At 66.9% G+C, this 23,399-nt stretch carries 23 protein-coding genes; 7 read left to right on the forward strand and 16 right to left on the reverse strand.

The window, feature by feature from the left end:
• The first annotated feature begins 169 nt into the window (after positions 1–169).
• Complete coding sequence (locus tag INQ43_RS11640) at positions 170–1,102, forward strand: carbohydrate kinase family protein (RefSeq protein ID WP_194036555.1); 933 nt, start codon at positions 170–172, stop codon at positions 1,100–1,102.
• A gap of 17 nt (positions 1,103–1,119) precedes the next feature.
• Complete coding sequence (locus tag INQ43_RS11645) at positions 1,120–1,911, forward strand: hypothetical protein (protein WP_194034429.1); 792 nt, start codon at positions 1,120–1,122, stop codon at positions 1,909–1,911.
• Between the two features lie 58 nt (positions 1,912–1,969).
• Here INQ43_RS11645 and INQ43_RS11650 read toward each other — a convergent pair whose 3' ends face one another.
• The 3 genes from INQ43_RS11650 to ubiE all read right to left on the reverse strand — a co-directional run bounded on the left by INQ43_RS11650 (position 1,970) and on the right by ubiE (position 6,065).
• Positions 1,970–2,749 (reverse strand): hypothetical protein, encoded by a 780-nt coding sequence (locus INQ43_RS11650; protein WP_228062515.1) that lies wholly within the window; start codon positions 2,747–2,749, stop codon positions 1,970–1,972.
• Positions 2,750–3,203: 454 nt separating this feature from the next.
• Positions 3,204–5,153: a M1 family metallopeptidase gene (locus INQ43_RS11655; protein ID WP_194036556.1), complete on the reverse strand. Its 1,950-nt coding sequence runs from the start codon at positions 5,151–5,153 to the stop codon at positions 3,204–3,206.
• A 72-nt stretch (positions 5,154–5,225) separates the two neighbouring features.
• Complete coding sequence (gene ubiE, locus INQ43_RS11660; RefSeq protein ID WP_194036557.1) at positions 5,226–6,065, reverse strand: bifunctional demethylmenaquinone methyltransferase/2-methoxy-6-polyprenyl-1,4-benzoquinol methylase UbiE; 840 nt, start codon at positions 6,063–6,065, stop codon at positions 5,226–5,228.
• Between the two features lie 100 nt (positions 6,066–6,165).
• On the opposite strand from ubiE, the gene INQ43_RS11665 reads away from it, so the two are divergent.
• From INQ43_RS11665 to fabR, 4 genes are all read left to right on the forward strand, one after another.
• Positions 6,166–6,618 (forward strand): nucleoside deaminase, encoded by a 453-nt coding sequence (locus tag INQ43_RS11665; RefSeq protein ID WP_194036558.1) that lies wholly within the window; start codon positions 6,166–6,168, stop codon positions 6,616–6,618.
• Positions 6,619–6,785: 167 nt separating this feature from the next.
• On the forward strand, positions 6,786–7,058 hold the full coding sequence (locus INQ43_RS11670) for a hypothetical protein (protein ID WP_194036559.1): 273 nt from the start codon (positions 6,786–6,788) through the stop codon (positions 7,056–7,058).
• A 578-nt stretch (positions 7,059–7,636) separates the two neighbouring features.
• On the forward strand, positions 7,637–8,038 hold the full coding sequence (locus INQ43_RS11675; RefSeq protein ID WP_228062516.1) for a GFA family protein: 402 nt from the start codon (positions 7,637–7,639) through the stop codon (positions 8,036–8,038).
• Positions 8,004–8,678, forward strand: coding sequence for an HTH-type transcriptional repressor FabR (gene fabR / locus INQ43_RS11680; RefSeq protein WP_194034434.1), 675 nt, complete (start codon positions 8,004–8,006; stop codon positions 8,676–8,678). The genes INQ43_RS11675 and fabR overlap by 35 nt, the downstream gene beginning before the upstream one ends.
• 3 nt (positions 8,679–8,681) lie before the next feature.
• Here fabR and INQ43_RS11685 read toward each other — a convergent pair whose 3' ends face one another.
• From INQ43_RS11685 to INQ43_RS11745, 13 genes are all read right to left on the reverse strand, one after another.
• Complete coding sequence (locus INQ43_RS11685; protein ID WP_194034435.1) at positions 8,682–9,224, reverse strand: hypothetical protein; 543 nt, start codon at positions 9,222–9,224, stop codon at positions 8,682–8,684.
• Complete coding sequence (locus tag INQ43_RS11690; protein ID WP_194034436.1) at positions 9,221–9,727, reverse strand: sigma-70 family RNA polymerase sigma factor; 507 nt, start codon at positions 9,725–9,727, stop codon at positions 9,221–9,223. Before INQ43_RS11690 ends, INQ43_RS11685 begins: the two co-directional genes overlap by 4 nt.
• 204 nt (positions 9,728–9,931) lie before the next feature.
• Positions 9,932–11,314 (reverse strand): ATP-dependent protease ATPase subunit HslU, encoded by a 1,383-nt coding sequence (gene hslU / locus INQ43_RS11695; RefSeq protein WP_228062517.1) that lies wholly within the window; start codon positions 11,312–11,314, stop codon positions 9,932–9,934.
• Positions 11,315–11,316: 2 nt separating this feature from the next.
• Positions 11,317–11,868, reverse strand: a complete 552-nt coding sequence (gene hslV / locus INQ43_RS11700; protein WP_194034437.1) for an ATP-dependent protease subunit HslV — start codon at positions 11,866–11,868, stop codon at positions 11,317–11,319.
• Positions 11,869–12,400: 532 nt separating this feature from the next.
• Entirely contained in the window at positions 12,401–13,330 is a 930-nt protein-coding gene (xerC, locus tag INQ43_RS11705) for a tyrosine recombinase XerC (RefSeq protein WP_194036560.1), read from the reverse strand.
• A complete protein-coding gene (locus INQ43_RS11710; RefSeq protein ID WP_194036561.1) occupies positions 13,320–13,994 on the reverse strand; it encodes a DUF484 family protein in 675 nt (224 codons plus the stop codon). The genes xerC and INQ43_RS11710 overlap by 11 nt, the downstream gene beginning before the upstream one ends.
• Positions 13,991–14,857 carry a diaminopimelate epimerase gene (gene dapF, locus INQ43_RS11715; protein ID WP_194036562.1) on the reverse strand — a complete coding sequence of 289 codons (867 nt, stop codon included), beginning with the start codon at positions 14,855–14,857 and terminating at the stop codon, positions 13,991–13,993. The genes INQ43_RS11710 and dapF overlap by 4 nt, the downstream gene beginning before the upstream one ends.
• Positions 14,850–15,062, reverse strand: coding sequence for a lipoprotein (locus tag INQ43_RS11720; RefSeq protein ID WP_194036563.1), 213 nt, complete (start codon positions 15,060–15,062; stop codon positions 14,850–14,852). Before INQ43_RS11720 ends, dapF begins: the two co-directional genes overlap by 8 nt.
• A 40-nt stretch (positions 15,063–15,102) precedes the next feature.
• Complete coding sequence (locus INQ43_RS11725; RefSeq protein ID WP_194034442.1) at positions 15,103–15,492, reverse strand: YbaN family protein; 390 nt, start codon at positions 15,490–15,492, stop codon at positions 15,103–15,105.
• A 5-nt stretch (positions 15,493–15,497) separates the two neighbouring features.
• The gene (locus INQ43_RS11730; protein ID WP_194037683.1) at positions 15,498–17,624 is read right to left on the reverse strand and encodes a S9 family peptidase; all 2,127 of its coding nucleotides are present in this window, start codon (positions 17,622–17,624) and stop codon (positions 15,498–15,500) included.
• A 112-nt stretch (positions 17,625–17,736) separates the two neighbouring features.
• Positions 17,737–19,866 (reverse strand): prolyl oligopeptidase family serine peptidase, encoded by a 2,130-nt coding sequence (locus tag INQ43_RS11735; RefSeq protein WP_194036564.1) that lies wholly within the window; start codon positions 19,864–19,866, stop codon positions 17,737–17,739.
• An 88-nt stretch (positions 19,867–19,954) separates the two neighbouring features.
• Positions 19,955–20,305, reverse strand: coding sequence for a hypothetical protein (locus INQ43_RS11740; protein ID WP_194034445.1), 351 nt, complete (start codon positions 20,303–20,305; stop codon positions 19,955–19,957).
• A 107-nt stretch (positions 20,306–20,412) separates the two neighbouring features.
• On the reverse strand, positions 20,413–21,390 hold the full coding sequence (locus tag INQ43_RS11745; protein ID WP_194036565.1) for a YafY family protein: 978 nt from the start codon (positions 21,388–21,390) through the stop codon (positions 20,413–20,415).
• Between the two features lie 181 nt (positions 21,391–21,571).
• Between INQ43_RS11745 and INQ43_RS11750 the strand changes: the two genes are divergently transcribed.
• Positions 21,572–23,335 carry an SLC13 family permease gene (locus INQ43_RS11750; RefSeq protein ID WP_194034446.1) on the forward strand — a complete coding sequence of 588 codons (1,764 nt, stop codon included), beginning with the start codon at positions 21,572–21,574 and terminating at the stop codon, positions 23,333–23,335.
• Positions 23,336–23,399: the final 64 nt, after the last annotated feature.

The raw sequence follows: 23,399 nt of genomic DNA on the forward strand, positions 1-23,399 counted from the left end.
TGCGCGGAAGCTCCGCGACCGGGGCGCGAACGCCGGCCGGCTGGCCGCGACCCCGGCCAGCGGATATTCTATGCGGTGCGCGCCACGCGGTGACCTGCGCCCCCACCCATCCGTCCACCACGCTCCCGCCAGGACCACGCCCGCGGAGCCCCCCGGAGTGCGATTACCGATGTCAGCCCTGATCTGCGGCTCGCTGGCCTACGACACCATCATGGTGTTCCCCGACCAGTTCAAGAACCACATCCTCCCGGACAAGGTGCACATCCTGAACGTCTCCTTCCTGGTGCCGCGGATGCGGCGCGAGTTCGGCGGCTGCGCGGGCAACATCGCCTACAACCTCAAATTGCTGGGCGGCGACCCGATCCCGATGGCGACCGTCGGCCAGGATTTCGGGCCGTACCGCGAGTGGTTCGAGCAGCAGCAGATCCGCCTCGACCACGTCAAGGTGATCGACGAGCTGTTCACCCCGCAGGCGTTCATCACCACCGACCACGACAACAACCAGATCACCGCCTTCCACCCCGGCGCGATGATGCGCTCCTACGAGAACCACGTGCGCGACGTGCCCGGCGTGACGATCGGCATCGTCAGCCCGGACGGCTACGAGGGCATGATCCAGAACGCCAGCGAGTTCGCCGAGGCCGGCATTCCCTTCATCTTCGATCCCGGCCAGGCGATGCCGCTGTTCAACGGCGGGGAGCTGCGCGCCTTCATCGAGCAGGCCGACTACGTGACCGTCAACGACTACGAGTCCAACCTGCTGCAGGAGCGCACCGGTTGGGACGAGGCGACGATCGCCAGCAAGGTCAAGGCCTACATCGCCACCCGCGGCCCCAAGGGCGTGATCATCCACGCCGACGGCCAGGTGCATGACGTCGCTCCCGCGCACGAGAGCCGCATCACCGACCCGACCGGCTGCGGCGATGCGTTCCGCGCCGGGCTGATCTTCGGCATCCAGAAGGGCTACGACTGGCCGACCATCGGCCGCATCGGCAACCTGATGGGCGCGCTGAAGGTCGAGCATCCCGGCACCCAGAACCAGCGCTTCGACTACGACGAGTTCGCCGAACAGTTTGTGCAGCAGTTCGGGTACGCGCTGTAGCAGCACGCTGACGGCGCATGCGAATCGACCGGTTTCCAGTGAGGTTAGCACTGCTTGCCGCAGTGACGCTGGCGCTGGCGGGCTGTGGAATCCGGCAACTGGCGCGCGCCGAGGCCCTGGTGCCGGATCACGGTGGGCACGCCGTCAGGGTGCTGACGATCGGCAATGTGGGGCTCTACGACTTCATGTCGGTACTGCCCGGCGGCGCAGGTGATCGTTGTCCGTTGGCTGAAGCCAGCTCCAAAAGGATCACGGTTGGCGGCTGCGGCAACGATGCGCGGGAGATGCTGCCCTGGCTTGAGGCCTTGCTGCCTGCGATCGAGGCCTACCTTCCGGAGATTCACGTATCCCGGCTGCGGGTTTCCCTGCACCGGCCCGGCTCCAGGGTGCTGAAGAGGGGATGGCGATCGTCCGCACTGGACAACATGACGGTGGCGATGTCATTTCGCTACGCGCCGGGGAGCGAGCGACATGCGAGATACGCGGTGCGCGTCCTGGCGCACGAGCTGACCCATGTCGCGCACAAGCGCAGACCCCTCCAGGGCGAATCAGAAGAGTATTTCGGCGCCCTCGCCGAATCCTGCGTCGAGTACGCCGGATTCGGGTCCACGTCTGGCTACGCGTTCGAAACCGACGTGAAGGCAACGATCTCCGACGACTTTAACGACGCGCAACGGGAATCAGCGACGGAGGCCCAGCGCGCCTACAGGTCGGTCATCGAATTTGCGGGGGATGACGGAACCGTCCGTCAGCCCAATACGGCTTTTGAGGCATTTTGTACTGCAAGCATTGGAGTCAGCAAGGCATGAGCATCGCGGTGGTCGCAACAAAGGCAAACTGCGCGACGCAACTCCGACGACCCGGCAGTTAGTTCCAGCCCGGCATCCGCTCCGGATCGAGCCCGCCGACCTCGAATGACGCGGTGCGTTTGCCGCCAGCTTTGACCGGGAACTCGATGCTGAGCACGCGCGCCTGTTTGGCCAGCTTCCACAGGGTCTTCTCGTCCTCGACGAACATCGCTATCGCATCGTCGGTGTGGGGGCGGCTGCCGGCCATGGAGCGCGGCTTTTCTTCGTCGACGGTGACGGCGAGCTTGCAGCCCTTGTAGCAGTCGAAGTCACCGGCCTCCAGGACGAGGTAGCTGCTGCGGCCCCACTCGGGGTGGTCGCGGAAGATCAATCGCACCGGCCGGGCTGAAGTGCCGTCGGTTTCGACGTTTTCACGCGCGTAGATCGCCGCCGACAGCTGCTCCTTCTTGCCGACCGGCTGGCTCTGGTAGGTCCATAACCCGGTCAGCCGTCGGGTCTCGCGTATCTCATTGGCTTTTGCCGCCGCCTCCTCGTGCCGACCGGCGATGCGTTCGGCGGCCGCGCTGTCGGGGTATTCGGCGATCAGCACGTCACCGTGCGCCTTGGCCAGGTCCCACTTGCCGGCATCGAACTGGGCGTCGAACTCGGCCGCCATCGCCTCGGCCTGGCGGTCCAGCGCGGCGGCCTGCTCGGCGCGGGCGATCTCGGGATCCGGCTCGGGCTTGCACCCGCCCAGGAGCACCGCGCACGTCAGGGCGACGAGCATCGGCAATCCGCGCGTCAGTTGTGGACCGGATTGCGGTGGGTGGTCGGCGGGCTCGAAGGGCTTACAGGTCATTGCGTGGTTCTCTTTCAGTTCAGGACTCAAGCGTGCCTGATTTTCAGTCGGTCTTCCCGCGTTGCCGTGTGGGTCCATGGCGTCCATGGGGTCTTTGGTCGGGCTCTGGCGGGAGAGCCGGGGGTGAACGCCCTTGCGGCGAATGTCCCCCGGCACCGATGAAACCGGTGCCTCCTCCTTTATTTCGCCGCAAGGGCATTCACCCCCGTCATTGCGAGAACGCGGTGGTTGCAGGAGCGAGAATCCACCAGTTCCGGCGCGGTCTGTATGCCTTCCGGGCGAAATAAAGGAGGAGGCCTGCGCCGCAGGCGGAGGCCGGGGGACATTCGCCCGGAAGACATGCAGATCACGCCCCGAAATCCATCCAGATGAGCGCGGATACGAAAGCCGGAAGCCGGATACAACGCGACCGCCCGGAGGCGGCCGCGAAGAAGACGTCCAATCAACTGAGCGATCAGTCGACCGGCTTGGTCACCGACTTGTCGCCCTTGGCCTCGGCGATGACGGCATCCACCGAACCGGTGGTGATCGGATGGTAGCCGGGACGCGCCTGGGCGAGCACCTTCTCGGCCATTGCCAGGCCTTCCGGAGTCTTCACCAGCTCAGCGTAGGTCGGCATGATCAGCTTGCGGCGACCGACGCGCTCCAGGAACGCGGCAATCGCGTCGTTGGCTTCCGGGTAGCCGCTACGCACGGTCAGCGGGTACCAGCGCATCGCGATCTCGCCGTTGGGGGTGCCGGTGAACTTGTAGGCGGCGTCCAGCGCGGCCAGCTGCTCGTGGCTCAGCGTCTGCGGCATGCCTTCCAGAAAGTGCAGCCACTCCTGCGTGCTCCACTTGGCGGTGACGTCGCTGGCCGGCAGGGTGCCGTCGTCCAGCCAGGCCTTGCGCACGGTGTCGACCGCGTCGAACTGTGGCGACTTCGTCACCGGCGCGGACTCGGGGATGCCCTGGCCGTAGATCCACTCGTCCAGCTCGGCCTCGGTGACCTTGCCGGGGTGCTTGGCCAGCAGGTTGTCCTTGGCGTACTGGATGAAGGTCGTGGTCGGGATCGACTGGAACGCGAAATGGTCGAAGTAGCCGCGCAGGAACGGGTCGAAGTCCTCGCGGCCGAAGCGGTGCTCCAGGAACATCATGAACCAGGCGCCCTTGTCGTAAGCGACCTCGGTCAGGGTGTCGCCGGCCTTGACGTGGATGTCGGGGCGGATCGCCAGCGCCTGCGCCTGCGGCTCCATGTCGCCGATGGTCTTGCGCAGCTCGTTCTGGGCGATCGCCGCTTCCATGTTGGCGAAGTCCTTGCCGTACAGCGACTCGATGATGCGGTTCTCGACGTAACTGGTGATGCCCTCGTTCATCCACTGGTCTTTCGGGCTGGAGAAGGTCACCAGGTTGCCGGCCCAGCTGTGCGCCAGCTCGTGCGCGATCAGCGACACCAGCGACTTGTCGCCCACGATCACGGTCGGGGTGGCGAAGGTGATGCGCGGGTTTTCCATGCCGCCGTACGGGAAGGACGGCGGCAGCACGAGGATGTCGTAGCGGCCCCAGCGGTACGGGCCGTACATCGCCTCGGTGGCCTCGATCATCTTCTCGGTGTCGGCGAACTCGGCGGTGGCCTTGTCGACCATGGCCGGCTCGGCCCACACGCCGCTGCGGTCGGAGATCGGCTTGAACTCCAGGTCGCCTGCGGCGATCGCCAGCAGGTAGGACGGGATCGCCTGCGGCATGGCGAAGGTGTAATCGCCGTCACGCTCGGCCTTGGGATCGTTGTCGGCGCTCATCAGCACCATCACGTCCTTGGGGCTGGTCACGTGCGCGGTGTAGGTGAAGCGCACGCGCGGCGTGTCCTGCAGCGGCACCCAGGAGCGCGCGTGGATCTGCTGCGACTGGCTGAACATGAAGGGCTGCTTGCCGCCCTCGGTCATCGCCGGGGTCAGCCACTGCAGGCCCGATGCGTCCGGCGAGGTGCGGTAGGTCACGCGGACGCGCTCGTTGTGATCCGGCACCTGGATGGTCAGCTTGCTGCCCAGGCGCTTGTCGGCGTCGGCCAGCTCGTACTTGAGGTCGGTCCACTTGTCGTCGCTGCGCTCGCCGACCACCTTCTCGATGGTCAGGTCGCGGGTGTCGAGCACCAGCTCGTTGGCGTCATCGGCAACCCAGCCCAGGTCGTAGGTGGCGCTGCCGCTGATTTCCCTGGCATCAAAATCGACGTTGAGGGCCAGCGCGAGGTCCTTGATGCGGACCTTGTCGGGCTCGGCGTAGGACAGCGAGTCGTACTCGGCGGGCGCGGCGGTGGCCACATCGGCATCGGGTTTGGCTGCGGTATCCGCGGCCGGCGCGTTGTCGCGCGAGCAGCCGCCCAGTACCACGGCGGCGGCAAAAAACAGGGTCAGGATGGAGGAGCGCATGGGCAGGCCCGGGGTTGCAGGACAATCCCCGAGTGTAGCCGCGCCGGCGCGGGGCGCGAAGTGACTTCCGTCCTACACCTTGTAGCCGGTGTGGATGGCGACGATGCCGGCGGACATGTTGCGGTAGCTGCAGCGGGCGAAACCCGCGCCCTCCATCATTGCTTTGAGCTCGTCCTGCGGCGGGTGCTTGCGGATGCTCTCGGCGAGGTACTGGTAGCTGTCGGCATCCCTGGCGAACAACTGGCCCAGGCGCGGCAGGATCTTGAAGGAGTGGAAGTCGTAGATCGGCTTGAACCACTCCGGCTTGACCTCGGAGAACTCCAGTACCCGCGCCTGGCCGCCGACCTTCAGCACTCGGTGCATCTCGGCCAGCGCCGCGTCCTTGTCGGTCACGTTGCGCAGGCCGAAGGCGATGGTGACCAGGTCGAAGCTCGCGTCCGGGAACGGCAGCTTCTCGGCATTCATCTGCACGTATTCAAAGCCGGCGACCTTGCCCTTGTCGGTCATCCGGTCGCGGCCGACGCGCAGCATCGCGCCGTTGATGTCGCCCAGCACGATCGAGCCGGTATCGCCGACGCGGTCCTTGAGCAGGAGCGCGATATCGCCGGTGCCGCCGGCCAGGTCCAGCACCCGGTCGCCGCGCTTGACCTGCGCGGTGGCGACGAAGAACCGCTTCCAGATCCGGTGGATGCCCATCGACATGAGGTCGTTCATCAGGTCGTAACTGCCGGCGACCGAGGAGAACACCTCTCCGACCAGCTTCTGCTTGTCTCCCGTGGGAACATCGCGGAAGCCGAAATGGGTCGTGCCGGCGGGATTGACCTGCGGCGCCGGCGCCGCCGTGGACGCATCGGGCGCGCGAACGGTGTCGGCGGCGGTATCGGGGGCGTTATTCGGGTTTGGATCGTTCATGCGCCGATTATCGCACCGCCCCGCCGGCGTTGCGCTCACGTGCTCGACATCCCGCGTGAGCGCGGCGACGATCCCTCCATCCACCCCCACCGGCCGACCGATGATCAGCATCCCCGATTACCCCGCCCTGCTCGCCACCGCTGTCGCCGAAGCCCGCCAGGGCGCGGCCGAAGGCGGCATCCCGATCGGCGCCGCGCTGTACCACGCCGACGGCCGTCTGCTGGGCTGCGGCCACAACCGCCGCGTGCAGAACGGCGACCCGTCCAGCCACGGCGAGACCGACGCCTTCCGCAAGGCCGGCCGCCAACGCAACTACCGCGACACGATCATGGTCACGACCCTGGCACCGTGCTGGTACTGCAGCGGCCTGATCCGGCAGTTCAATATCGGCACCGTGGTCGTTGGGGAATCGGAAACGTTCCGCGGCGGGATCGACTGGCTGCGAGAGAACGGCACAACCGTGATCGATCTGGCGGACAAGGATTGCATGGAGATGATGCAGGGGTATATTTCGGCTAATCCCGAGGTCTGGGATGAGGATATTGGGGAGTGATGGGGACGTTTCCTACCCGAAACAGACGGCACTTTGTCTGCGACGGATTGATTAGGGTGAGGGTGCTCCCGCACATTGCGCCGGGTAACTGGAAATAGACACAAGGAATAGGCACCCATTTGGCGCCTGACAGGTGTTGAACACAGCTTTGGGAGTAGGTCGCGGACATGGACAAGACGCAAGCTGATGCGATTGCTCAGGCGATACTCGATCGTGAGCCACTTGCAAAAGAAGAATCCCGTCTGAAGCGAGCCCGTCAAGCGGAGAAGGTTGCAAGCCAAAGGCGGCAAGCTAAATTCGTCCTCGCAGGGTACGCGTTGGGTGCCGCCAGCGGCTACTTTATCTCCGGAAGAGTTGGCTCTTTCGGGCTGCTGGGCGCGTTAGTTGGCATATTATTCAGCATCGTATTGAAGCGGTTCCATGAAAGCGCCGGTGTCTAGCTGGTCGCTCAGGCCCAGCCCGCGAAGTTCCATTTCCAAACAGATTCATGGTCCGGTTTCGATCAACAGCCGGCCAACTCGCTTGGGGGGCGGCCTAACTACGGTGTTAGAGGGACAACGTAACCATGTTGCAAAAAGCGTTTGGAATACTGGGATGCTTGCTCGGTCTAGGGCTGGCCTTTTCGCACGGCGGCCTAATGGGTGTCTGCATCATCGCTCTTTCGCTCGCTGTGTTTAATGGTCTCGCGCACGATGCCTGGATGAGTTTTGACATGAGCGGAGACGATGACTTTGGAGACGGATCAGACGGTGCTGACGGTGGTGGAGGAGATGGCGGAGGCGGCGGTGACTAGCGGCAGGCCCCTAAGAACTCGTTCAAGTTGAAACGGTAGTTCTTTCCGCCCAGTGGACCGGCGCCACGGCGGCTTCTGACCCCAATACCTCAGCAGCGAGGCTTTTTTTACTCAACGTCGGCGCCGGGTGCTCGGCGAGTGGGGTTCATAGTTGCCCGCAAGGGCGTGCAGCGGCTGCCGCTATCTATCGAACGTAAAATTGCTCTCTCCCCCGCGGACATTCCGATGATCAAACTGGTAGGCGGAGTCGAGGTCCAACCCATCCACCGGGCGTCATGCCATTGCGGCGCGGTCGAGCTGGAGCTCGACCTCGCACACGGTATCGTCGATCCCCGTCGCTGCGACTGCTCCGTCTGCAGGCGCAAGGGCGCGATCGTTGCCTCGGTTGCCTTGGACGGGTTGCGTGTCACGCAGGGATCGGAGCAGCTGACGCTCTACCAGTTCAACACCCATACGGCGAAGCACTACTTCTGCCGGATCTGCGGCATCTACACGCATCACCAGCGCCGGTCCGATCCAACGCAGTACGGCTACAACGTCGGCTGCCTGGAGGGCATCAACCCGTTTGATCTGCCCGGCGTGGAGACCGAAGATGGTGTCCACCATCCGGCAGACCGATTTGACTAGCGAAATCCCGCTCCCGACCGCCCCCGCCGGCGACGCCCGTCGCCGACCGATCACGCGTGAAGACCTGATCGAGGCGGCGCTGGCGATCCTCGGGCCCAACCGCAGCGTCTCCACGCTCGGCCTGCGCGAGGTGGCGCGCGAGGCGAAGATCGCGCCTAACAGTTTCTACCGGCATTTCCGCGACATCGACGAGCTGGCCGTGGTGCTGATCGAGCGTGCGGGCACGTCCTTGCGCGCCATCATCGGGCGGGCGCGCAACCGTGCAGATCCCAACGGCGGCGTGGTGCGCAGTTCGGTGGAGGCGTTCTTCGAGCAACTGCGGGCGGACGACAAGCTGCTGCACCTCTTGCTACGCGAGGGCCTGGTGGGCTCGGATGCGTACAAGGAGGCAGTCGACCGGCAGTTGCGCTTCTTCGAGGAAGAGCTGCGGGTGGACCTGATCCGGCTATCCAAGCTCAACCGTGTGCCGATGCACGAGCCGGCCCTGGTGGCCCGGGCAATCACGCGGCTGGTGTTTGCCGTCGGTGGCAGCGCGATGGACCTGCCGCCGGAGCGCTACCCGCAGCAGATCGACGAGCTCACCACCATGGTGCGGATGATCGTCAATGGTGCCCAGGCGACGAACCTGGCGGGCAGATAACGGTCAGCGCAACAGCTCGGCGCGCTCGCGGCGAAGGCTGCGGATCCTTCGCAGCATCTGCCAGGTGCGCACGCCCAGATAGGGCAGATACAAGGCGCCTGCCAGCACGGTGCCGCTCTGCACCTTCTCAAGATGGATGCTCGGAATCAGCACCCACGCAAAGGCGACCATCACCAGCGCGATGGGCACGCCGGCCCAGTGCGTCGCCAGGATGAAGCGGGCGCGGCCAATCTCGGCGTCGATCAACCCCACCAGTCCGCGCTCGGGCGAGCCGAACAGGCGATAGCGCCGACGCAGCACGAGGTAGATCCCCTGGCAAGCGACCAACAGCACGCCGGCGACCACCAGCCAGCGGCGCATGCCGGGATCATCCACCCACGCCCACCCGATCATCGCCAGGGCAAGCGCGAACGCACCCAGCTCGCCAATCAGCCCAAGGTGCGTGCGGCGCGCATGGCGACGCAGCCGTTGCTGCAGGACTGCCGGATCGCCCACGCTCATCGAGTCCCATTGCGCGGCGAGCGCGTCCCATTCCTGATTGCTCATTTCGCGGCCTCCAGAAGCGTGCGCAGATGCTGTCGCGCCCGCGACAGGCGTTGATCGACGGTGTTGCCGGGCATGCCGAGGATCTCGGCGATCTCGCGATTGCTGAAGCCCTCCAGCACCAGCAGCACGCACTCGCGCTGGCCGACCGGCAGGTTGCGCACTGCCTGCAGCAAGTGCTGGCGGCGCTGCGATTGGCCGGCGTGCTCGTCGGGACGCGGGTCGTGGCTCTCAAAGCTGTCGTCGATGGCGTCCCCGTCGAAGCGGTTGGAGCGCTTGCGCACGTGATCCAGCGCAGCGAACTGCGCGGTACGCGCGACGAAGGCCTTCAGCGGGCCGTCGCCACGGAAGGCGGGAAGCGCCTTCCACACCGCCACCGACATCTCCTGGGCAAGGTCATCGCGCGCCGCGTTGGTGCGTGTGTAACCCGAGGCGATGCGGAACAGCATCGCGCCGTGCTCGCGCAGCACCGCATCGATATCGGTCACCGGCCGGGCCCGACTCATTCTGTCGCGCCCTGCCCGTGCGCCGCTGTTTGCGAGCTCCATGCGCGCCTCGTTTGCATCCACATAGCCTTGTTAGACGTGGGCGTCGCAGGAAACCTGACACGTGTGCCGTGCGAGCGCACGCGCGAACGCGCCATCAACTCGTGAACGTGCGCGTCTCCCCAGGAAAAAGCCCGCCGGTTGGCGGGCTTTCGGTCCAGCGATTTAGAGGATGTAGCGGCTCAGATCCGGATCCTTCACCAGCTCGCCCAGGTTGGCGTCGACATAGTTGCGGTCGATGGTGATCGCCTGGCCGTCGCGGTCGGGCGCCTCGTAGCTGAGGGTATCCAGCAGACGCTCCAGCACGGTGTGCAGGCGGCGGGCACCGATGTTTTCCTGGCGTTCGTTGACCAGCGCGGCGATCTCGGCGATGCGCTCGATGGCATCGTCGGTAAACGCCAGGCTGACGCCTTCGGTCTTCATCAGCTCGATGTACTGGACGGTCAAGGCCGCCTTGGGCTCGGTCAGGATGCGGATGAAGTCGCCCTTGGTCAGCGCCGACAGCTCGACCCGGATCGGGAAGCGGCCCTGCAGCTCAGGGATCAGGTCCGATGGCTTGGCCATGTGAAACGCGCCCGAGGCGATGAACAGGATGTGGTCGGTCTTCACCGAGCCGTACTTGGTGCTGACGGTCGAGCCTTCGACCAGCGGCAGCAGGTCGCGCTGCACGCCTTCGCGGCTGACATCGCCGCCACCCACGTTCTCTCCGCGCTTGGCGACCTTGTCGATCTCGTCCAGGAACACGATGCCGTGCTGTTCGCAGGCCTCGATCGCGGCCTCGCGGACCTCGTCCTCGTTGACCAGCTTGCCGGCTTCCTCTTCGATCAGCAGCGGGCGCGCGGCCTTGATGGTCATGGTCTTGGTGTTGGTCTTGCTGCTGCCCAGCTGGGAGAACATCTGCCGCAGCTGCTGGCCCATCTCCTCCATGCCCGGCGGCGCCATGATGTCCACGCCGCTGACGTTGACCGCGGTCTCGATGTCGATCTGGCGCTCGTCCAGCTCGCCGGACCGCAGTTGGCGGCGCAGCTTGATGCGGGTCTCGGACTCCTGCGCCGACGGCTCCTCGGCCGCCGCCTTGGGATCGAAACCGATACCGCCGCCCAGCCCCTTGGTGCGCCTGGGCAGCAAAGCATCGAGGATGCGGTCCTCGGCGCGCTCTTCGGCCTCGGTGCGGACCTTCTGCTTGGCCTGCTCGCGATACAGCTTGACCGCGGTATCGGCCAGGTCCCGGATGATCTGCTCCACGTCCTTGCCCACGTAGCCGACCTCGGTGAAGCGGGTCGCCTCGACCTTCACGAACGGCGCGTTGGCCAAGGTCGCCAGGCGCCGCGCGATCTCGGTCTTGCCCACGCCGGTCGGGCCGATCATCAGGATGTTCTTGGGCATGACCTCGTTGCGCAGGTCGTCGGCGAGCATGCTGCGACGCCAGCGGTTGCGCAGCGCGATGGCCACAGCCCGCTTGGCGTCCTGCTGGCCGATGATGTGGGTGTCGAGCGACTGCACGATCTCGCGCGGCGTCATCGTGGCGCTGGTGTGGTTGAATTTCATTCTTACAGCTCCTCAACCACGACGTTGCGGTTGGTGTAGATGCACACGTCGCCGGCGATGTTGATCGCCTCGGTGGCGATGGTGCGGGCGTCCAGTTCGGTATGCGCGTACAGAGCGCGGGCGGCGGACAGGGCGTACATGCCGCCCGAGCCGATGGCGATGATGCCGTCGTCGGGCTCGATGACGTCACCGGTACCGCTGATAATCAGCGAGGTTTCCTTGTCGGCCACCGCGAGCAGCGCCTCGAGCTTTCCGAACCGGCGCTCGGTGCGCCAGTCCTTGGCCATCTCGACGGCGGCGCGGGTCAGCTGGCCGTGTTTCTCGAGCTTGGCTTCGAAGACCTCAAACAGGGTGAACGCATCGGCCGCGGCGCCGGCGAACCCGGCGATGACCTGCTCGTCGCGGCCGAGGCGGCGGATCTTGCGGGCGTTGGACTTCATCACCGTGTTGCCCAGGGTGACCTGGCCGTCACCGGCGATGGCGACGCGGCCGTTGCGGCGCACCGAGACGATGGTGGTGGCGTGGAAGACGGTGGGATTCTGGCTGGGATCCATGTGGGCTCCGTGGTCGAACCTCATGGATGGGGGTCGCGCGGCGCTGTTCAAGCGCTGGGGGCTGAATGGCGGTGTTTGGCCGGTGGCGAATGGAATGCGCGAGGGGCGGCTGCCGGTTACCGTTTCCAGTCGCTCCACGAAATTCGCTTTGTGGAAACGGCACCCGGCAGCCGCTCTCAAAGGCCACGGTGATCTGGTGGGGCAAGCAAGAGCACGGCGCGCAATCGTGTATCTCTTCGGTGACAAATGGCGCCGTGCTCGACGACTCACAACCCACGTTTTGCGACGAGGCAAGATGCGATGTGCAATGCGATTACCTAGGATGCGGCGCACTCCAACAACCCGCGGTCATCGGCGCCTGCCAAAGCCAGACGCGAGTGAACGCGAACGCAGGAAGCAAGGCCGCTCGCCCCCAAGTCACGGCGTAAACCGTTGGGCGGGGCGGGGGATCCGGTTCAACCAAGCGAATATCGTGGAGCGACTTGAACCGGGTCCCCCGCCCCGCCCGCTCGAGCTTTCTACCCGGCGCACGTCAATCAGACGAAGGCTTCCGTTTCGCACGTGGGTGGGCCGCGTCGTACACCGTCGCCAGGTGCTGGAAGTCGAGGTGGGTGTAGATCTGCGTGGTGGCGATGTCCGCGTGGCCGAGCAGCTCCTGCACCCCGCGCAGGTCGCCGGAGGACTCCAGGATGTGGCTGGCGAAGCTGTGGCGGAGCATGTGCGGGTGGACGGATTTGGTCAGGCCTTGGCGCTGGGCCAGTTGGCGTAGCCGGTATTGCACCGCGCGCGGGGTAATCGGGCCGTTGCGGCCGGGGAAGACCGGGCTGTCATTGCCGGCGCCGGTCGAGCCGCGCCACTCGGCCAAGGCGGCGCGGGCGTAGGACCCCAGCGGCACGCTGCGTTGGCGGCTGCCCTTGCCGAGCACGGTCACCAAGCCGTCGTCGAGTTCCAGGTCGCGCCAATGCAGGGCGCACAGCTCCGACAGGCGCAGGCCGGAGGAATAGAACAGCTCCAGCAGGGCGCGGTCGCGCAGGCCGAGCGGCGCGTCGGTGGGGATCTCGACCAGCACTTTGACCTCGTCGGCGTCCAGGACCTGCGGCAGCTTCCGCGGCGCGCGCGGGGCGCGGATGGCGGCGGCGGGGCTGGCGGTGATGCGGCCGTGGCGCAGGAGCCACGCGTAGAAGCTGCGGCAGGCGGACAAGCGGCGCTGCAGGCTCTTGGGCGCGAGTCCGCGGCGGTGTTCGGCAGCGATGAAGCTGCGCAGGGAGTCGGCCTCCAGCCCGACCAGGTCGAGTGCCTGCCCGGCGGCCCACTGCGCCAGCGCGGTCAGGTCGCGGCGGTAGGCATCCAGCGTATGCGCGGAGACTGCACGTTCAACCTGCAGATGGTCCAGGAACTGGGCGACCGCGGGATCAAGCGGCGCAGCCGGCGCAGCCGCCGGAGCACCGGAATCAGCGGGCATACCTCGCCAGCGCTGTTTCCAGCGCCTCGCCCATCATCTGCAGGAACAGCGTGCCCATGCCCGGAAAGAACCGGTTGGGATCGCGGCTGCCCACCGCTACCAGGCCCAGCGCGGGCAGCGGCAGCAATGCGGTCGACTGCACCTGGTCGGCGTTGTCGCCGTAGAGCAGCGCGTGCTTTTCCGGCTGCAGGCGACCGCACAGCGGCTCTCCGTCGGCCAGGCAATCGCGGAACGGTTGCAGGCGCGCGTCATCGCGCTTGACCACCTGCAGCCACTCGTTCTCGTCCAGTCCGTCGATGGGCTCGAACAGGACCATCTGCACCAGGTCGCCGTTGAAGTCCTCCGCCAGCGTCGCCGCCATTGCGCGCACGGTGTCGGCCGCGGTGTCCTGGCGCATCAGAGCCAAGGCCAGCTGGTGGGTGCGCACCGCCAGCCGCTCGTTTTCCTCGGCGTTGGCGAACAGCTCGCGCAGGCGCTTGGACAGCTCGCGGTTCTTGTCGCGCAACACCTCCAGCTGATAGCTGGCAAGGGAGGCGGCCGAGCCCTCCTCGCGCGGCACCACCAGGCTGACCGACAGGTCGGGGAACTGCTGCAGGAAGGTCGGATGGCGACGCAGCCAGGCGGCGACCTCGTGCGCACCCAGGGTTTCGGTGGTCTCGCTCATGCGTTCCATTCTCCTTCAAATACGAATTCGGCCGCGCCGGTCATCACCACCGGCTGGTCGTCGGCGGGCCAGCTGATCTGCAGGTCGCCGCCGGGCAGGGAGACCTGCACGTCGCGATCGACCAGGCCGCGCCGGGCGAGGATGGCGACGGCCGCGCATGCGCCGCTGCCGCAGGCCAGGGTTTCACCGACGCCGCGCTCGTACACGCGCAGGCGGATGCGGTCGCGGCCAAGGATCTGGGCGAAGCCGACATTGACCGATTCGGGAAAAGCCGGGTGGTCCTGCAATCCAGGACCGGCCATCTCCATGTCAGCGGCGTCGATGTCCTCAACCTCGATCAGCGCATGCGGATTGCCCATCGATACCGCGCCCACCGGCATGATGCTGCCGCGCACCGGCAGCACGTAGGGATCGCGCGGAGCGTCGAAGCCTTCCATGGGAATGCGTGCCGGCTCGAACTCCGGCACGCCCATGTCGACGCGGTAGCGGCCATCCTGGAGGCGGTGCACCGTGTGGGCACCGATCGGGCTGTCGAGCTGGAAGTCGCCTGACGCCGGTGCGCTGCCGTCGCGCACCAGCCAGGCGGCGACGCAACGGGCGCCGTTGCCGCATTGCTGCGAGGTCGAGCCGTCCGCGTTCCAGATGCGGTAGCTGGCGATGGCGGCCGCGGTGCGCGGCGCCTCGATGGTCAGGATCTGGTCGCAGCCCACGCCGTGGTGGCGATGGGCGATGGCGCGGCACAGATCCGGTTCGGGTGCGTGGCGGTCACCGCGCAGGTCCAGCACGACGAAGTCGTTGCCGGCGCCGTGCATCTTGCTGAAAGGCAGGGCGGAACTGGATCCGGTCCGCGCTGCTTCAGTCATTCCCGTCGTCGTCACCGCCCACCTCGGGGATCGGGTCGGCACCGAGTTCTTCGATCGTATCGTCGGTCGTGGCGTCGTCATCGACCAGGGTATCGGCAGGAGCGGCCTGGGGGAGGACCAAGGGGCCGGTGTTGCCGCAACCGGCAACCGCCAGCGGCAGGGCAATGACGAGGGCGAGCAGGCGAATCGGGAGTCGTGCGTTCATCGCCGCAGTGTAACGGCGCCAGCGGGCAAGGCGATACCGCTCAGCGCTCCGGCTCGGGCCGCAGCCACAGCCAGCACGCGATGACGGCCATGGTGGCCGTGGCGATGGCGGCGATCCACAGGTGCGGAGCCGTCAGGAACGCGATGGCAGCGGCCAGCAACATCGACGCGCTGGCAAGCCACTTGGCGCGCCGCGAGACCGCACCGTGACGTTGCCAGTCACGGATCATCGGGCCGAACACACGATGGGTCAGCAACCGCTGGTGCAGCTGTTTGGAGCCCCGCGCGGCTGCGTACGCGGCCAGCAGCACGAAAGGCACCGTGGGCAGCAGCGGCAGGACCACGCCTGCCGCAGCCAGTCCCAGGCTCACGTACGCGAGCAACAACCAGGCCCAGCGCACGGGCCCATGCGGGTCGCGCCCCATCGGCATGGCGGCTACCGGGAAGCGGCTGTCCCGACCGCCAACTGGTCGAGCATGAACGCGTACATCTCGGCCAGCTCGCGATAACGCCGGAAACGGCCGGACTTGCCGCCGTGGCCGGCGTCCATGTTGGTGCGGAACAGGATCGGCGCGCTGCTGGTGTCGAGGTCACGCAAGCGGGCGACGTACTTGGCCGGCTCCCAGTACTGGACCTGCGAGTCCCACAGGCCGGTGCCGATGAACATCGCCGGGTAGTCCTGCGCGACCAGGTTGTCGTACGGCGAATACGCCAGCATCACGTCGTAGAACGCCTTGTCCTCCGGATTTCCCCACTGGTCGTACTCGTTGGTGGTCAGCGGGATGCTGGCATCCAGCATGGTGGTGACCACGTCCACGAACGGCACCTGGGAGAGGATCACGCGGTAGTCGTGGGGCGCCTGGTTGGAAATCGCGCCCATCAGCAAACCGCCCGCGCTGCCACCGTAGGCCGCCACACGATCCTTTGCGGCGTAGCCCTGCCCGACCAGGAACCGGGTGACGTCGATGAAGTCGTTGAAGGTGTTCTGCTTGTGCTCCAGCTTGCCGGCGTCATACCACTTGCGGCCCATCTCCTGGCCGCCGCGGACGTGGGCGATCGCGTAGACCATGCCGCGATCGAGCAGGCTGACAACCGGCAGGTTGAAGGCCGGGTCCATCGAATAGCCGTAGCTGCCGTAGGCGTACTGCAGCAACGCGGCGGTGCCGTCCTTCTTGAAGCCCTTGCGATAGACCACCGAGACCGGCACCTTGCTGCCGTCGCGCGCGCTCGCCCACAGCCGCTCGGTGGTGTAGAGCGCGGGGTCGTAGCCGATCACCGGCTGCTGCTTGAGCTGGCGGCGCTCGCCGGTGCGGGTGTTGAGCTCGTAGGTGGTGTCCGGCGTGGTCAACGAGGTGTAGCTGTAGCGCAGCCAGTCGGTGTCGGGCTCAGAGTTCGTCGACAGGCCCATCGAGTAGGCGCTCTCGTCGGCCTTGACGTATTCGGAGGCCGGGTCGACCTGGCCGACGTCGCCGCGGATCAGGCGCAGCCGCTCCAGCCCGCCGGAGCGCTCGGCCACCGCGGTGAAGCCGTCAAACAGCTCGAAGCCGTCGATGAACACGTCCTCGTCGACGCCGATCCACTCCTGCCACTGCGCGCGCGAGGTCGCGTCGCTGGGCGCGGTCATCAGCTTGAAGTTGTCGGCCGGCCTGCCATCCGCGCCGGGTGCGTTGGTGCGGATGACCCAGCGTCCGTCGTGGTGGTCGGCGCTGTATTCCACGTCGCGCTCGCGCGGGGCCAGCACGGTGAACGTGCCCGGGTCGGCGGCCGGCGCGCAGCGGCTCTCGCTGGACACGGTGCTTTCCACGCCGATGCAGATGTACTTGTCATCGCGGGTGCGGCCGATGCCCATGTAGAAGCTGTCATCGTGCTCCTCGTAGACCAGCACGTCATCGGCGACCGGGGTGCCGAGCACGTGCTTCCTGACGCGCACGGTAAGCAGGGTTTCCGGGTCGTTCTCGACGTAGAACACGGTGCGGTTGTCATCGGCCCAGACCACGTTGGCCGACACGCCGGGGATGGCATCGTCGAGGATCCTGCCGGTGTCCAGGTCCTTGAAGCGGATCACGTACTGGCGCCGGCCCACCGCGTCATCGGCCCAGGCCAGCAGGCGGTTGTCCTGGCTGACCTGGTAGTCGCCGACGCTGAAATACTCCTTGCCGGCGGCCATCGCATTGACGTCGAGCAGGACCTGCTCGTCGGCCTCCATCGAGCCCTTGCGGCGCGCATGGATCGGGTAATCCTGGCCGGTCTCGAAGCGCGTGTAGTACCACCAGCCGCGCTCGCGGTACGGCACCGAGCTGTCGTCCTGCTTGATGCGGCCGACGATTTCCTCGTAGAGCGTGTCCTCAAGCCCCTTCAGCGGCGCCATCACGGTGTCGACGTAGGCGTTCTCCGCTTCCAGATAGGCCAGCATCGCCGGGTCCTTGCGGGTGTCGTCGCGCAGCCAGTAGTACTCGTCCGTGCGGGTCGCACCGTGCGGCGCGGTGACCATGTGCGGCCGCTTCTCCACATCGGGGGCGGTCGCGGTGGCGAGGGACGTCTTGGGAGAAACACTGGAGGACATGGACGGACTCTGGGCAAGGGCCGGGGTGGCGGTCGCCATGAGGACCGAGGTCGTCAGGACGGCTGCAAGGAACATGGACTTCATCGGATCGGACCGGGCGCGGGTGGCAGGCTCAGTCAGCCGACGTGTCGTCGGCCAGCTGGTTCCACAGGAAGGTGTAGGCCAGCGCGCTCATGTGCGCGGCCTGCCGGTTGTTGGCCGAACCACCGTGGCCGCCTTCGATGTTCTCGTAGTAGCGCACATCCTTTCCGGCCTCCATCATTTTGGCCATCATCTTGCGGGCATGGCCCGGGTGGACGCGGTCATCGCGGGTGGAGGTGGTGAACAGGGTCGGCGGGTAGTCCTTGTCGGCGTCGAACAGGTGGTAGGGAGAGAAGGTCTTGATGAACTCCCACTCCTCCGGCTTGTCCGGGTCGCCGTACTCGGCCATCCACGACGCGCCGGCCAGCAGCTTGTGGTAGCGCTGCATGTCCAGCAGCGGCACCTGGATCACCACCGCGCCAAACAGCTCCGGGTACTGGGTCAGCATGTTGCCGGTGAGCAGGCCGCCGTTGCTGCCGCCCTGGATGCCCAGGTGCTTCGGAGACGTCACCTTGCGGGCGACCAGATCCCTGGCCACCGCGGCGAAATCCTCGTACGCCTTGTGACGGTTGGCCTTCAGCGCGGCCTGATGCCAGCGCGGACCGTACTCGCCGCCGCCGCGGATGTTGGCCACCGCGTAGGCGCCGCCCTTCTCCAGCCAGCCCTTGCCGACCGCGCCGGAATACCCCGGCGTCAGCGAGATCTCGAAACCGCCGTAACCGTACAGCAGGGTCGGCGTGCTGCCGTCCAGCGGCATGCCCTTGGGATGGACCAGGAAGTAAGGCACGCGGGTGCCGTCCTTGCTGGTGGCGAAATGCTGCTCGACCACCTCGTTGGAGGCGTCGAAGAACGTCGGCATGGTCTTCAGCACTTCCGGCGCCTGGCCGATGGTTGCCAGCGACAGCGACTGCGGGTTGAGGTAGTCGGACGCCATCACCCACAGATCGTCGTTGTTGTCGGCGTCCACCGCGGCGACGCTGACCGTGCCTTTGGGCTGGTCAACAAAAGCACTGCGCTTCCATTCGCCGCCCGCCTCCTTGGGCGGGGTCAGCACGCTGAGCCGGTTCTTGACGTCCTCCAGCACGTTCAGCACGAGGTGGTTGGCGGTCCAGGTCGAGCTTGCGAGCGATGACGTTTCCGTCGGCACGAACAGGTTGGTGAAATCGCGCTTGCCGGCCATGAAGTCGTCGAAGTTGATCGCGATCAGGCTGCCTGCCGGCCAGGTCCTGCCGCCGGCTTTATACGGCTCGCGCAGTTCCAGGACCATCCAGTCCTTGTGCACGGACTTCATCGCCGAGTTGGGCGCATCGATCTTGGTCAGCTTGCCGTCGGCGCCGCGCAGGTAGAGCTCGTCGTTGTAGAACGCCAGGGTGCGGGTGACGAAGTCGCGCTCGTAGCCCGGCGTGTGGTCGCGACCGGCGGCGATGTACATGTCGTCGGGCTTGCCCTCGTAAACCAGCGTCGCGCTGTCCATCGGCGTACCGCGCTGCCATTGCTTGACGATGCGCGGGTAGCCCGACTCGGTCATCGTGCCGGGACCGAAATCGGTGAACACGTAGACGCTGTCGCGGTCGATCCAGCCCAGGCCGCCCTTGGCCTCGTCACGGAAGAAACCGTCCGTGACCCAGCCCATCGCGCCCAGGTCGAACTCGCGGGTGACGTCGGCATCGGCGCCACCACGCGACAGGGCGACCAGGCAGCGCTGGTACTCGGGCTTCAGGCAGTCGGCGCCGTGCCAGACCCAGTTCTCGCCCTCAGCCTTGTTCAGCGCATCCAGGTCGATCACCGTCTGCCACTGCGGCTTGTCCTTGCGGAACTCGGCCAGCGAGGTGCGACGCCAGAGGCCGCGCTGGTGCTGCGCGTCCTTCCAGAAGTTGTAGTAGTAGTCGCCGATCTTCTCGACGTAGGGAATCTTGGCGTCCGAATCGAGGATCGCCAGGATTTGCGACTCCAGCTGCTTGAAGGCGGGCGTGTCGGCCAGTTCGGCCTCGGCCGCGGCATTGCGGGCCTTGACCCACTCCAGCGCCTTGGGCGCTTCGACGTCTTCCAGCCATTGGTACGGGTCGGACACGGGGGCCTCCTGGGCGTGGGCGCTGCCCATCGCCACTGCGAGGCCGGCAACAAGGATGGCGGCCCGACGGGCCTTCAGCAGCTGCGACATGGGCGCTCCGGTGTGCAAATTGGGGACAGGGTGAGACAACCATGGAAAGTTAGCACAGCCCCACTTCCCCCCCGGCCGGTGGCGCCAGTTATGCGGCCTCGGCGATGCGCCGGCGCGCGCCGCCGCGCGCCGGACGCAGCGGCAGCGTGGCTGAAGCGCGGAGATGGGCTGCGGGCCACGCCTGCGTACCGGCCCGGGCTCCGCGACGCAGCGCCGGAGCGGCGGCCTGCCGACGCGCGAGCCAGTGCAGCACGGCAAGGGCGCTCAAGGGCATGCCGAGCAGCCACAGCGGCAGCCAGCCGATCAGCTCGTGCGAGCCGCGCGCGGCGGGCAGCACGATCAGCAGCGTTATGCCGACCGCCAGGGCATGGCACAGGGCCGCATGCAGGCGTGGCGCCAGGCGATGGGCGGGCAGCGGGCGGTTGGCGGGATCGGTCATGGCAGAGCTCCTCGGTGGCGATGCGCCGAGGATTGCGCCGGACCATCTCAAGGGCTGCGACCGCGCAGCGGACGGGCCAGGCCGGCGTCAGCGCGCGAGCCGGCGGCTCAGACCGGATCGCGGTCGTAGTTGCTGATCGCCAGGCTCAGCAGGGCCCGCGCCTGCTCGCGCAGGGACGGCGGCGCGGTGATCTCCGCATCGCTGCCGTAATGCAAAACGTCCATCAGCAACTCGCGGCCGGAGCTGAAGGGGATTTTCAGCTCGTAGCGCCCGTCCGGCAGGAAGCGGCCTTCCTGCTGCGAGTGCCAGTGCTCATCGGCCACCCAGCGCGCCGCCTTGGCACTGAACACGATCGTCGCCCATCCCTTGGGCGTGCCGGAGAAGATGCCGTAGCTGGAGGCCAGCTGGCGGTCGAGCTCCTCGTTGGGCACGTCGCGGGCAACCTCTTCCAGCTGGCGGGCGGCGCTGATCCGGTCCACGGCGAAGCTGCGCAGCGCGTCGCGGTCGTGGTCGAAGGCGTCCAGGTACCAGTTGTCGCGGTAATGGGTCAGCCGCTGCGGCGACACCGTGCGCCGGGTGAGCTGGTCGGTCGAGCGCGCGCGGTAGTCAAACACCAGCTGGCGCCGGTCCAGCACCGCGGTGGCGACGTGGCGGAACGCGGTTTCCTCCAGTCGGCGGATGCGATGGGCGACCACCCTGACCCGCTCCACCGGCACCCGGCGCCCGCCGGCGTGGTCGTCGAGCAGTTTCTCGATGCGCTGCTGCAGCGGCGCCAGCGCATTGGCCAGCACGCCTCCCCCGCTGCGCAGCATCAGCTGCTGTGCCGCCAGCAAGGAGTGCAGCTCGTCCGAGCTCAGCCACAGGCCCGGCAGCTCGAAGCGGTGGCTGTCCTCGGGGTCGTAGCGGAAGCCGGCCTCGCCGTTGCCGATCACCGGCGCCATCAGCTGGTCGCGCAGATAGGCCAGGTCGCGGTAGACGGTGGCCCGCGAGCACTCGAGCTCTTCCTGCAGGCGTGGCACCGTGACCGGATAGCGCGCGCCGGTGAGGATGCGGTGGAGGGCGTGGATGCGTTCGATACGTTCCATGGTGCGCACTTTAGACGGTTCCACGACGTCCTACGCCACCAACGCACTCCGGCGCAACTCGCCCACGTTCCCCGCCAGCGGGCACAATGCGCCCCATGCATGACAGTCCCCGCCCCATGACAGCGCCGGCTCCCGCCATGCGAACCATGCCCGAGCCCCGCCCCGCGCGAGCCAGCCGCTGATGCAGATCGACCTCTGGCTGACGCTGGCCGTCCTGGCCGGCGCGGTTTACCTGTTTGTCAGCGAGAAGCTGGCCACCGACGTGGTCGCCCTGCTGGTGCTCGCATCCTTGCTGGTGCTGGGACTGGTGTCGCCGACGGAGGCGCTGTCGGGTTTCAGCAGCGAGGCGACGATCACCGTGGCGGCGATGTTCGTGCTCAGCGCCGGCCTGCAACGCAGCGGCGCACTGGAGGGCCTGGGCGAGGCACTGGCGCGGATCCGCTGGAGCTGGCTGTTCGCGCTGGTGATGATGGTGGTGATCGCCTTCATCTCCGCCTTCGTCAACAACACCGCGGCGGTCGCGGTGTTTCTGCCGCTGGTGATCGCGGCCGCCATCTCCCAGCGCCGCGCCCCCTCCAAGTTGTTGATCCCCCTGTCCTACGCTGCGCAGTTCGGCGGCGTGTGCACGCTGGTGGGCACCTCGACCAACCTGCTGGTGAACTCGCTGGCGGTGCAATCGGGCCGTGAAGGTTTCGGCCTGTTCGAGTTCGCGCCGCTGGGAATCATCTTCGTCGGCATCGGCATCACCTACCTCATGCTGTTCGGTCGCTTCCTGCTGCCGGACCTGGGCGTGCCGGAAGTCGATGACGGCGGCCTGGACGGCATCTTCCTGGTCGAACTGTTGGTTCCGGAAGGCTCGCCGGTCATCGGCACCGAAGCGATGAAGGCACTGCCGGAGGACATGGCGTCCAGGATGACCCTCAAGCTGGTCCGCGACGGTGCGATCCGGCCGCGCCGCAACACCAGCGTCGAGGCCGGCGATCGGCTGCTGCTGCGCGGGGAATGGAGCCTGATCCAACGCCTGCGCAAGCAGCTCAAGCTGGAGTTCGACCACGTCGCGCGCGATCTGGAGGGCGACGTCGAAGCAGCGCGCCTGCACGCCAAGGTGATGATCGCGCCCGGCTCGCACCTGGTCGGCCACACCCTGGCCAGCCTGCGCTTCGGCCATGTCTACCGGGCCCGCGTGAGGGGCATGCAGAGGCAACAGCGCGCACCGTTCTGGCAGCACATCGACCATGCGCCACTGGCCGTCGGCGACATCCTGCTGGTGGACAGCACCGAGGCCGCGCTGTCGACGCTGCGCGACGACGCCAATTTTGTCGTTTTGGCGGAACGCGTGCAGCCGCGGGTGGACAAGCAGCGCGCGTGGACCTCATTCCTGGTCATGTTCGCGGTGATCGGCGCGGCGGGTCTGGGCCTGCTGCCGATCGTGGCCTCGGCGATCCTGGGCTGCGTGGCGCTGATCGTCCTGCGCTGCCTGGAGCCCGACGAGGCCTACGCGGCGGTCGACTGGCGGGTGGTGATGCTGCTGGCCGGCGTCCTCCCGCTGGGCATCGCCCTGGAGCGTTCGGGCGGCGCGGACTGGCTGGCCCATAACGCCATTGGCCTGGTCGGACATATGGGCCCGGTGGTCTCGCTGGCGGTGATCTACCTCATGACCTCGGTGCTGACAGAGATGATGAGCAACAACGCCGCCGCGGTGTTGATCGTGCCGATCGCGATCGCCACGGCCGAGTCACTGGGCGTGGATGCCAAGCCCTTCCTGGTCGCGGTGGCCTTCGCCGCCTCCACCGCCTTCGCCACCCCGGTGGGCTACCAGACCAACGCCATGGTCCACGCGGCCGGTGGCTACAAGTTCTCCGATTTCATGCGCATCGGGCTGCCACTGACGGTGATCTTCTGGGTCACCGCGGTACTGCTCATTCCGGTCTACTTCCCGTTCTGATCCCGCGCCGCCCGCCACGGCGGGACCGGCAACCGCCCAACTGGCCCGCGGCGGCGCAAGCGGG

This window comes from Lysobacter sp. H23M47 (assembly GCF_015209765.1).
GTDB lineage: Bacteria > Pseudomonadota > Gammaproteobacteria > Xanthomonadales > Xanthomonadaceae > Novilysobacter > Novilysobacter avium.